7 protein-coding genes are annotated in these 12477 nt (G+C 28.7%); 5 read left to right on the top strand and 2 right to left on the bottom strand.

All coding sequences use genetic code 11. From position 1 onward, the window contains the following. The first annotated feature begins 46 nt into the window (after positions 1–46). Positions 47–934 (top strand): CvfB family protein, encoded by an 888-nt coding sequence (locus FGL08_RS10105; protein WP_138210674.1) that lies wholly within the window; start codon positions 47–49, stop codon positions 932–934. Between the two features lie 131 nt (positions 935–1065). Here the strand turns inward: FGL08_RS10105 and FGL08_RS10100 are convergent, their stop codons facing one another. Continuing rightward, a complete protein-coding gene (locus FGL08_RS10100; RefSeq protein ID WP_138210673.1) occupies positions 1066–3735 on the bottom strand; it encodes a calcium-transporting P-type ATPase, PMR1-type in 2670 nt (889 codons plus the stop codon). Positions 3736–4586: 851 nt separating this feature from the next. On the opposite strand from FGL08_RS10100, the gene FGL08_RS10095 reads away from it, so the two are divergent. The 4 genes from FGL08_RS10095 to FGL08_RS10080 all read left to right on the top strand — a co-directional run bounded on the left by FGL08_RS10095 (position 4587) and on the right by FGL08_RS10080 (position 10323). Then, positions 4587–5906, top strand: coding sequence for an MFS transporter (locus FGL08_RS10095; RefSeq protein WP_138210672.1), 1320 nt, complete (start codon positions 4587–4589; stop codon positions 5904–5906). Between the two features lie 206 nt (positions 5907–6112). Further along, on the top strand, positions 6113–8179 hold the full coding sequence (locus FGL08_RS10090; RefSeq protein WP_138210671.1) for an AraC family transcriptional regulator: 2067 nt from the start codon (positions 6113–6115) through the stop codon (positions 8177–8179). Positions 8180–8410: 231 nt separating this feature from the next. Continuing rightward, positions 8411–9805 carry an MATE family efflux transporter gene (locus tag FGL08_RS10085; RefSeq protein WP_138210670.1) on the top strand — a complete coding sequence of 465 codons (1395 nt, stop codon included), beginning with the start codon at positions 8411–8413 and terminating at the stop codon, positions 9803–9805. A gap of 95 nt (positions 9806–9900) precedes the next feature. Beyond that, complete coding sequence (locus FGL08_RS10080; protein ID WP_138210669.1) at positions 9901–10323, top strand: YaaR family protein; 423 nt, start codon at positions 9901–9903, stop codon at positions 10321–10323. A gap of 26 nt (positions 10324–10349) precedes the next feature. On the opposite strand, the gene FGL08_RS10075 is transcribed toward FGL08_RS10080, so the two are convergent. Beyond that, positions 10350–12272, bottom strand: a complete 1923-nt coding sequence (locus FGL08_RS10075) for an NAD(+) synthase (RefSeq protein ID WP_243117973.1) — start codon at positions 12270–12272, stop codon at positions 10350–10352. Positions 12273–12477 lie beyond the last annotated feature (205 nt).

The following is a 12477-nucleotide window of genomic DNA, read 5'->3' as shown; positions in this document are numbered from 1 at the left end:
AACTTATTTAAAATTAGATAAATACCGGAAGAAAAAGGAGAATTTTATGATAAAAGTAGGAGAATTTAATAATTTAGTAGTAAAAAAGAAAAGAGATTTTGGATATTTTTTAGTAGAAGATATAGACATAGTAAAATCAGAAGAGATTTTGCTTCCCTTTAGTAGTGTAGAAGGTAAAGAGTTTGAGGTTGAAGACCAAATAGAAGTCTTTATATATAAAGATTCAAAGGACAGAACTATAGCTACATGCAAAAAACCTTTGGCACAAGTAGGGGATATAGCTCATTTAAAGGTTGTAGACCAAACTAAGATAGGTTGCTTTATAGATTTTGGACTTGAAAGAGATATTTTGGTGCCATTTAAAGAAATGGCCTATGAGCTTTCAGTAGGTGAAAGTTATTTATTTTACATATATCTAGATAAGACAGGAAGAATATCTGCAACTACCTATATTGATAAGTACCTTCATAATACAAATCATTTTGAAATTGGAGAAGAGCTAATGGCAACGTCTTATGGCGAACAAACCAATGGTAGTGTTATGGTGGCTATTCAAAATCTATATAGAGCTGTAGTTTTAAAGAAAGAGAATTTCACAGGTATAAGACCAGGTGAAATAGTCAGTGTTAGGGTAAAGAGATATTATGAAGATGGAAAGATTGAAGTAACACCAAGAAAAAAGAGATTAGATGAAAAAAATGATCTAGAAGGTGCTATAATTCTTTATTTAAAACTACATGATGGTCATATGAAATTTAATGATAATTCATCACCTGAACAAATTAAATCCACATTTAGATGTAGTAAAAATGCTTTCAAGAGAGCTTTAGGTGGACTTATGAAAAAAGGAATGGTATCACAGGATAAAGAGGGAACACACTTAGAAAGAGAAAATCCTATTAAAGAAAAAAAGAAAGTAAGCCTAATTATATAAAGAAGGATAACAGGAAAAATTCTAATAAAAATGATAAAAAGCCTTCTAAGAAGGAAAACAATGAAAATAAGTTTTTTAATAAGTTTGTAGAAAAATAAAAGTAAGGGGGTCCTAATGGACTCCCTTACTTTTTATGTTAAATTCTCTTCTCTTTTGCGTTTAAATATTTTAGCTATTTCATTTAATATTAATGGTATTATACTTAAACCACTTACGAATAACCAATCTATAGCTGTTAAATCATGTACATTAAATATTTTAGCCAAGAAAGGTAATGTGATAATAACGTCTTGTAGGAATATACCAACTAATATAGATACGACTAAATATCTATTAGTAAATAAACCTATTTGGAATATAGATTTACTTTCATTTCTCATGTTTAATGAATGAACTAATTGAGATACACTTAAAACTACAAAGGCCATAGTTTGTGCATGTCTTAAAGCATCTTCACTAATGTTTTTAGGGAACAGTGGGAATAATCCAGTAGTTCCACTAAATACTCTAGCACCAATTACAAAGGCTGCTAAAGTTAATAATCCTATTAAGGTACCATTTAATATTAGGCTAAGGGTAGATCCTTTAAATAAACTGTCCTTAGGATTCCTTGGTTTATTTTTCATAACATCAGGATCACCTGGATCTACACCAAGAGAAAGGGCAGGTAAGGTATCTGTAATTAAGTTAACCCATAGAATATGAATAGGTTCTAATGGAGCTTTCCATCCAAGTAGTATAGCAAAGAATAATGCTATGATTTCTCCTATATTACAAGAAATAAGGAATATAATAGATTTCTTTATATTATTAAATATATTTCTTCCTTCTTCTATTGCACTTATTATAGTAGAGAAATTATCATCAGTTAAAATCATATCAGATGCACCTTTAGCAACATCAGTACCAGTAATACCCATAGCTACGCCTATATCTGCAATTTTTAGTGAAGGGGCATCATTTACTCCGTCACCAGTCATAGACACAATGTTTCCTTTTGATTTAAAGGCTTTAACAATTTTAACTTTATGTTCTGGTGAAACTCTTGCAAATACTCTTAATTCGTCTATTTTTGAACTTAATTCCTCGTCAGACATCTTATCAAGTTCTGAACCAGACATAACTTGTGATTCATCTTCTGCTATATTTAACTCTTTAGCAATAGCAAATGCAGTTTTCTTGTGATCACCTGTAATCATAACTGTTTTAATTCCAGACTTTTTACATATAGCTATAGAATCTTTTACTTCAAGTCTTGGAGGATCTATCATACCTACAAGTCCTATGAAGATTAAATCTTCTTCTAAAGAGTCAATTTCAATATGAGAAGTTGAAATTTCTTTATAAGCAGAGCCAAGTACTCTTAAAGCTTCATCTGACATATTATAGGAATTATCTAATATTTGTTTTCTTATATCATCAGTTAAGTCTTTAATTTCTCCGTTAGAATAGTATTTTGTACATATTTTTAGAAGGTTATCTATAGCACCTTTTGTCATAACTAAGTATTTTTCATCAAATTTATTTACTGTAGTCATCAGCTTTCTATCTGATTCGAAAGGTATTTCATTTATTCTAGTGTACTCTGAGTCTAGTTCTTCTTTAATTAAATTTTTATTAAATCCTGCTTCTAAAAGAGCTATTTCAGTAGGGTCTCCTGTTTTAGAGTCTGCAGAATAAGTAGCATCATTACAAAGGATAAGATTTTGAAGTAATAATTTTTCAGTTTTATCTTCTAAATTAATCTTACCTATGTCCTGTAATACACCGTTGGAGTAGTATTTTGTAACAGTCATTTTATTTTGAGTTAAGGTACCTGTTTTATCTGAGCAAACTATATTTACAGAACCTAAGGTTTCAACAGCAGGTAGTTTTCTTATAATAGCATTTTCTTTAATCATCTTTTGTACACCCATAGCTAAGACTATAGTAACAATAGCAGGTAATCCTTCAGGAATTGCTGCTACAGCTAGACTTATGGCTGTTAAGAACATTTCTAATATGTTTCTACCTTGAAGTAAGCCTATAACAAGCATTGCACCACAAATACCTAGAGCTCCAATTCCAAGGAATTTTCCTAGTTCTTCAAGTTTCTTTTGAAGAGGAGTTTGACTATCTACATCTTCATCTAACATTTTAGCAATTTTACCTATTTCAGTATTCATACCAGTACCAACTGCTATTCCAATACCTCTACCATAGGTAACTAAAGTAGACATGAAAGCCATATTTTTTTGATCTCCAAGAGGAGTATCTCCTTCTTTTAAAACTAAATTACTATTTTTCTCTACAGGAACAGATTCCCCAGTAAGAGCAGATTCCTCTATTTTTAGGTTAGCTGTTTCCACTAATCTTAAATCACATGGGATATATCTACCAGCATCTAAAATAATAACATCTCCTGGTACAACTTCCTCAGAAGGTATTTCACTTAAAGTCCCATTTCTTTTTACAACAGCTTTTGGGGTAGATAGTTGTTTCAAAGCTTCTAGGGCCTTTTCAGCTTTTGCCTCCTGAATTATTCCCACAATAGCATTAACTAGAATAACTATACCTATAATAATTGCATCACTTACTTCTCCTAAAAATCCTGAAATCAATGCTGCAGCTATAAGAATAAAGATTAAAATGTCATTTAACTGAGCAAGGAAAAGTTGAATAAGAGTTTTTTGTTTTTTACCAGCTAATTTGTTTTCACCATATTTCTCTAAGCGTTTTTTAGCTTCTTCTGAACTCAAACCAGCACTTGGAGAAGTATTAAGTTCTTTTAAAACCTCTTCATTGCTTTTACTGAACCACATAATATCACCTCTTTCATAGTATTAAATATAATTATAAAATTTATTATAGAATATTAAAAAAACCTTTGTCCTAAATGTTATTTAGGACAAAGGTCTTGCAAACTCGTTAAAAGAGTAAGTTGTCCGGGATATACCGTAATGACGAACAACTAGAAGCGTAAAAGCTTATGCTACTCCCCTTTGTTTAAACTATATGCTGATTATAACATAGAGTTTAAACTGTTTTCAATATAAATTAAGAATATTATTCCACGTATGCATTTTCCATATGATTTATTATTTTAATCGTTAAAGTTAAAATAAATATATATAAAATAATATATATTTATTATTAAAATTTAAAAATAAAAGAAATTTCATAATATTTTTATAGATAAATATGAAATTTATTCCAAGTTATTAGTGTAGTATTTAGTCGTAATTTGTACAAAAAGAAGTTTTTATATAAATGTGATTCAAATGTTTTAAAAAGTCATATTCTATGGATAAATTAAATGTATAAAATTTAACATAGATAAATGTATTAAAAGGCATTTCAAAATAAGCTTTATTTGATTTTATAATAGATTTTTAATAATGATTTTAAATATAAATAATTAGAATTTATTAATACATATTTTTATAAAAACGAAATAAAAAAACCACATAAAATCAATTATTGAACTATTTTATAAAGTATTGCTTTTCTTAACAAAATGGACTATATTTATTTGTGAAATTACAAATTCGTACAAGGCCTGTATGAAAAAGACCATTTTTTAATACTTAATATTTAATGTTATTTAATATATGTAAAATTTAAATGTATTTTAAACTAGTTAAAACAATAAAAAACAATAGGGGGTAAACAAATGGATAAAAGATTTAAACGTAATAGTTGGATGTTTATTATTGCCTACATATTTATGGGAATATTAGGTGGAGTATCCCTAGATACAATGGTAACCTTCCTTGATGCATCTTCAGCTACAAAAGGTATTGCAGCTAGTATGTCAATCATAATGGGGGTAGGTTTCTACGGTGGAGCAGCACTTTTATTAATAGTACCTAAGTTAGGATATAAAAAAGTACTAGCTTTTTCACCAATATCAATTATTATCGGAATTCTTCTTATTACTAAAGTTGAATCAGTTCCAGTAGTTGCAATAGCAGCTTCAGTAATTATGATTGGGGTTTGTATGTTTGATGCTATATTATCACCATTCTTAAGTTGTTATACTTTAGAAGAAGAGAGAGAAAGAGTATTCTCTACTACATTATGGACTAATATTGCTGGTATGGTATTTGGAACATGGTCAGGTGGTAAATTAATTGCAAATAGATTTGCATCTAGATTAAATGTAGATTATGCGCAAGCAAAGGCTTTAACATCTAAAATAGCAGAGTTTAATCCAGAGCAATTATCAGCTTATATAGGAGCTCACAAAGATGCGCTTCTAATTTATGCAGGAGTTGCAGTAATAACTCTTATACCTATTTTATTCATAAAAGAAATTGATACAGATTATAAGAAAGTTAAAAAAGAAAAGAAAGAAAAGATTAATTGGAATGCTTTCTTTAATAAATACATAATATTATATATAGTTTTCGCATTTTTAATAAGATTAGGGGCATCATTAATTACTCCATACTTCTCAGTATTCCTAAGCAGAATGGGAATAGATAGAGATACTACTTCACAACTTATTTCTTACCAGTATTTTGCTATGGTTATATTTATATTTGTATCTCCATGGATTGTTAAAAAGTTAGGAAGAGTTGTATCTTTAGGTGGACTAGCCTTAACATCAATACCATTTATGCTTTTAATTGCAAATGGTGCAGCTTTCGGAAGCCGTATGGTCGTGGCAGTTGGTATCGGACTATTCCTAAGATCAGGATTCATGAATGCAGCTCAACCAGTGCAACAAGCATTACCAATGGAATTTGTTAATAAAGAGGCTAGACCAGCGTACAATGCTGTAATATATGTTGCCCAAGGACTTGCACAGGTAATAGCAGGTATACTAGGAAAGCAATTCTTATTCTCTAGACCAAATGGATATTCAATTGCTTACTATGTTACAGGAACAATTTATGCGATAGCTGCTATTATGTTGTTAGTAGTATTTACAAAACAGTACAATAGACCTAAATTGAAAGAAGAGAAAACAGAAAGTCCAGTTGCTTAAGTAATTTAATTATTAATAATAAAAAACGTCGTAGATAATACGGCGTTTTTTTATATTATAATATATAATATATTTAATGGTATAAGATAGAAAACTTTAATATACGTAATAATAAGGTAAATTACACAGTCTATAAGTGGAAAGGTGGTGAACTTTAGTGTGGAATTGGTGTCTTACATACTACACCAACCTACTAAAGGTAAATCATGAGAAATGAATATATAACTTACAATAATAATCTACCTATAAAAGTTGAATTAGTAAATATAAAAGAATATCCTATTCATTGGCATGATTCTATAGAGGTACTTATGGTATTACAAGGGAACATAACTGTAACCATAGAATCTGGGACTTATACGGTATCGGAAAAAGAAGTTGAGATTATTAATGTTGAAGAGGCCCATCGTATATTCTCTGAAGATGATAATAAGGTATTGATGTTCCATTTAGATCCTAACTTTTTTAAGAGATATTATGATGATATTAGAAATATGTTTTTTTATACAGATACCTCTGATAAAGTGGTTCAACATGATGAAAAATATCAAGTTTTAAGAAAATATTTAGCCATAATGCTTTGTGAATTTGTTCAAAAAGGTGATGATTATGATGAATATATTGAAGAGACCATGATTGAACTTTTATATCATTTAATAAATAATTTTCATTATCTTATGTATGAAAAGGAAGAACTTAGAGAAAATGAGGTTCAACTAGAGAGATATCACAGAATAATAAAGTATATATATAATAATTATGATAGTAAGATAACTTTACAAGATATAGCTAAAAAAGAATTTCTAAGCTCTCATTATTTATCTCATGAAATTAAAAATACTATGGGATTAAGCTTTAAGGAATTTGTTAATTTAACTAGAGTAGAGGAATCTATAAAACTTTTATTAGATACGGATATGACTATATCGGAAATATCTCAAGAAGTAGGATTTTCACATTCAAGATACTATAATAAAAATTTTAAAATACACTATAAAATGACACCTATGCAGTTTAGAAAAAAATATAAAATAGATGAAGATAAGCTAGAAGAATTAAGGGATATAAAGTATTATGATTTAAAAGAAGCTTTAGAAGAACTTTCCATTTACTTAGAGGATTACGATAGGTTTAGCTACGAAGATAGACTAATTAAACTTTCCATAGATGCATCTAAAAATAGTGGTTCATTTAATAAGGAATTTAAAGAGGATCTTGTTCTGCCTAAGGCGTGGGAAGTTAAAAATCAACATTATATGGATCAATTAAGATATATCCAGAAAGAGATTGGATTTGAGTATGGTAAGATAGGTGGATGGTTTTCTGAAGAAATGGGTATATTCTCTGGTAATAGTTTTATAAATTTAAGTAATGCAATGGAAGTCATTGAGTTTATACTATCCATAGAATTAAGACCCCATATAATATTGAAAGAGGATATAGGAACGAAGAAGTTTGGAGAATTTCTCGTAAAATTCATAGAGTTTTTTATTGATAAGTATGGAAGTTATGAAGTAGGAAAGTGGAAGTATTCAATAAGTAATAAGCTCCCAGAGGAAACTAAAGAAGAACTTCTAAAAATATTAGGAGAATATGGTCTAAAAGTTGTTGATGAAAATATAAAAGAGGATAATAATCCTATATATGATACTTCATACATGTTACCTTACATTATACATAAGATTATAAATGAAAAAAACATCCAGGGAATAAACGTAATGGATCATATAAGTTTATGTAAAGATGCTAAAAATGAAGTGTTTTGGGGAGGAAAGTCTCTTTTAAATTGGCAAGGTATAAAGAAACCATCCTATTATGCATATTACTATCTAAGTAGATTAGGAGATATAGTAGTTGAAAAAGGGGATGGGTACATAGTTACATCTAAAGGAGATAAATTTCAGGTTATCTTATATAATTATGATGATACTATGGAAGAGATAATAGATTTTAATAATTTAAATAAATTAAGAGGTAAAAGAAATGCAGCTCAAAAGAATATATCCCTTAATATTAAAAATCTTTCTGGAAGTTACAGAATAACTATATATGAAGTTAGTGAAAAATTAAATACATTTTATAGTCAGTGGTTAGATATGGGATCCCCTAAAAGAATAGAAGAGGAAGAGAAGAAAATAATTAGTATTGCATGTCAACCTAGAATTAAGTTTGTTTGCAGTAAAAAAAATATAGTTCATCATTTAGGTATAAAAATAAAAGGATATGGAGCTGTTTTAATAGAGTTTATCCCTATAAATGTACCTAAAGTGTAACTAAAAGTACAAAAGCACCTTTAAAAGGGTGCTTTTGTGCTTTATATGGAAAAAATGGTTTTAATAAAGTACGTAAAAATGTACATTTTTGTTCACAAGTAAGTGAATGCGGTATATAAAAAAAGAATCTATAATATAGTTAAGAAGTATGTTTTGAAAGTGAGGGATTAATGAAGTGATAATAGATGTTAAAAATATTAATTCAAAATATATAAATAAGAGAGGGATATTATGGGAATTGACGATAAGATATTTACTGACGGGAAGGTAGAAAAGGTATTATTAAAATTTGCTATACCTGCTGTAATAACTTTATTAGTTTTAGAACTTTATAATATGGTAGATACTTTCTTTGTGGGTAGATATGTAGGCCCTAATGCTATAGGAGCTTTAACTATAGCCTTTCCAATACAAAAGTTAATGGTATCTACGGCACTTCTTATAGCAATTGGTACAAGCACCACTGTTGCTAGATACCTTGGAGAAGAGAACTATGATGATCTTAAGAAAACTATAAAAAGTGCTCTAAGTTTAGGTATTATTTCAATGACTATTTTGCCAGTAACTATATATATGTCACTAGATTGGTTATTAATAAAAATCGGATCAACTCCAAATATTTTACCATTGGCGAAAGAATATGTAACAATTATATTAATAGGTGGAATATTTCAATGCCTAACACTTATTATGTGTTATATAATGACTGCATTAGGTAATACTAAAATAATGCTTATAGCAACCACTGCAGGTGCCATCGGTAATGTAATAATAGACTTTATATTAGTTAAAATATTTGGAGTGGGTGTGAAAGGGGCAGCTATTGCCACAGTAGCTTCACAATTTATAAGTTTCTTAGTAGCGTGGTATGTTTATGCCGATGTACACAAAAAGTTCAATTTAGGATTAGGTTTAGGATTTTGCCGTGGGGCAGTTAAAATAATAGTATCAGTAGGATTTACAACTTTTATAATAGAATTTTCTGATGCTATAGTAGCTACTTTATTAAATAATATGTTGTCAGATTTTGGTGGAGATGGTGCTATAGTAATAGTAGGAGTAATTACTAGAATATCTATGTTCCTTTATATAACAATGCTTGGAATAAGCTCCGCAATGCAGCCTATAGTTGCCTTTAATTATGGAGCTAACAATTTTAAAAGGTTAAAAGAAACAGTTAAAAAGACAATTATAACTGCATCAATTACTTGTGTTGCCTTATGGGCAACTATGATGATATTTACAAAACAAATAATAGGTAGTTTCTTAACTGATCCTGCTCTATTAAACGATGCTGTTAGAGCTTTTAGAATTTGTATATCAGTATTCCCTATAATAAGTCTTTACTATATAGCAACTTATTACTATCAGTCTATTGGACAGGCTAATGTAAGTTTTATTCTATCTATATATAGGCAACTACTAATATTTATTCCTGTTTCTATATTATTTATAAAGTTATGGGGAGTAAATGGAGCTTGGATTACTTATCCCGTAGTGGATGTAATAGCTGCTGTAACAGGATATATATATATTAATAAAGCTAATAGAGAATTACATGAGGAGTATGAAGAGTATAAAGAAGCTAAAAAACAGAAAAAGAATAGAAATCCTTTAGAAGCATAGCATAAGCTATGCTTTTTTATTTAGTCTATAGAATTTTATTATTTTTTGGTATACTTATTATAAGAGTAAATTTGTTGTGAGATTGAGGTGAGATTATGGAGATAGGAAGAGTTGGCAGAAATGGAAAAGTAATGACAGAAACTAAAAAGGTTACTGGAAAAAAAGATTTTTCTAATAGCATGAATTTTGCAAAACAAAAAAAATCAAAAGAAGAGATTAAAAAATTACTTGAAACTATAAAGAAAAAAGGAAATAGACTTGCTATTATTAAATCTTATAGTGATGTTAAGAATTATAAAAATCTTATTAGAGAGTATTTACAATCTGTATTAGAGCATATGTATAGTGTAAATAAAGATATAAGCTTTTGGCAGGCAGGATATTTTATAACAGTAGAAACTATAGATAGGAAGCTAGAGGATTTAACAGAAGAGCTTTTAAAAGAAGAAAAAGAACATATAAATATAGCTTCTACTATAGATGAGATTACTGGATTATTAGTAGATATATATAGATAGGAGCAGTATAAAGCTGCTCCTAATTTTTATTTATAGTTTAGAAAGTCAACATAGCTACTGTCAGAAGGCATTTTTAAATCTCCCCTTGGAGATAAGCTTATACTTCCGACCTTTGGCCCATCAGGCAATGCTGAACGTTTAAATTGTTGAGTAAAGAATCTAAATAAGAATTTATCTAACCACTTTTTAATAGTATTTTCATCATAATCTTTTTTGAAAGCATGTTTTGCTAAAAAATAAATTCTTTCAGGTGATGCCCCTTCTTTCATAAAATGATATAGGAAAAAGTCATGTAATTCGTAAGGTCCAACAATATACTCTGTTTTTTGAATTATATCTCCATTACTATCCTTAGGCAGTAGTTCTGGACTAACAGGCGTATCTAAGATATCTTGTAATATATCTCTACAATCTTTAAATTCTTCTGAATGCATAGAAGCATAATTAACTATATACCTAACTAAAGTTTTAGGTATAGAGGAGTTTACAGAGTACATAGACATATGGTCTCCATTATAAGTACACCAACCTAAGGCTAATTCAGATAAATCTCCAGTTCCTATTAAAAGCGCATTATTTTTATTAGCAATGTCCATTAGAATTTGAGTTCTTTCTCTTGCTTGAACATTTTCATAAGTCACATCATGGATTTCCCTATCATGGTCAATATCTTTAAAATGTTGAATACATGCATCTACTATATTAATTTCTTTTAACGTAACTCCTAAAGTTTCACATAAATCTAGGGCATTATTATAAGTTCTATCAGTAGTACCGAATCCAGGCATGGTTATGGCAAAAATATTTTTACGAGATACTTTTAGCATATCAAAAGTTTTAATTACCACAATAAGTGCTAGAGTGGAATCAAGTCCTCCAGAAATGCCTAATATAGCTTTATTTATATTGGTATGTTCTAATCGTTTTGCCAAAGCATTACTTTGAATATTTAAAATTTCTTCAAAACGATCATTCATAAGTTTTTCATTACTTGGAATAAAAGGATGTTTATTAATAATTCGATCAAAGTTTTTTATTGATGTATTCCTAAATTCAAATGTTATTTGTCTAAAACTTAAATTAGTATTTGAATAATTCTTTTTAAAACTAGTATTTTTTCTTCTTTCCGATGCTAATTTTTCTAAATCAATTATAGAATAGATAACTTCGTTATCACGATTGAACCTTTTATTCTCATTTAATATAGATCCATTTTCTGATATAATTAAATGACCACTAAAGCATAAGTCTGTGGAAGATTCATGTACACCTGAAGAGGAGTATATATAAGCACACATACAGCGAGCACTTTGGTTTTCAACAAGACTCTTTCTATAAGTAGATTTACTTACGAGTTCATTAGAAGCAGATAGATTACAAATAATATTTGCCCCATCCAAAGCTGAATATGAGCTAGGTGGAATTGTAACCCACAAGTCTTCACATATTTCATATGATATTTTTACATTTTTATATTTAAAAATTAAATCTGTACCAAAAGGTATGTTTTCTTGAAAATATAAATCCACAGAAGAGCTTTTAATATTTAATCCTTCTGTAAACCAACGCTTTTCATAAAATTCACTATAATTAGGCAGATAACTTTTAGGGACGATACCTAGAATAGTACCTTCAAAAATAATTACAGCGCAATTATACAAGTTATCCTCATGTAAAATAGGTGCGCCAATAGAAATTATCATATCTTTATTTAAAGAAATCTCACATAATTTATGTAAAGCTTTATTTGATTCTTCTATGAGTTTGTTTTGAAAAAATAAATCTGAGCAAGTATAGGAAGTAGTGCATAGTTCTGGAAAAACAACTAATTTAGCCTCGTTTTTAAGCGCATCTTGTATACAAATATTTAAATTTTCTAAATTATAACTTATCTCTGCAACCTTTGTTTTAGGACATGCAGTAGCTACTTTTATAAAAGGAATTTTCATAATAATTCACTACCTTTCTTATAAAACGGATTTTTATAACATACGAAAAACTAGCATTTCACTTATTATACCACTGAAGATTATTATATAGTATTATATAGAGGAAATTAATATTTTATAAAGAATAGATTATTTAAGAAAAAAGGATATAGAATTAGGAAAAACGTATTAAGGGGTATTTAATATTACTTTTAGGGTGAAAATA

The sequence above is a fragment of the Hathewaya histolytica genome (assembly GCF_901482605.1).
Lineage (GTDB): Bacteria > Bacillota > Clostridia > Clostridiales > Clostridiaceae > Hathewaya > Hathewaya histolytica.
Note: the sequence above shows the minus strand (reverse complement) of the source record. Positions and strands in the feature narration are given on the sequence as shown.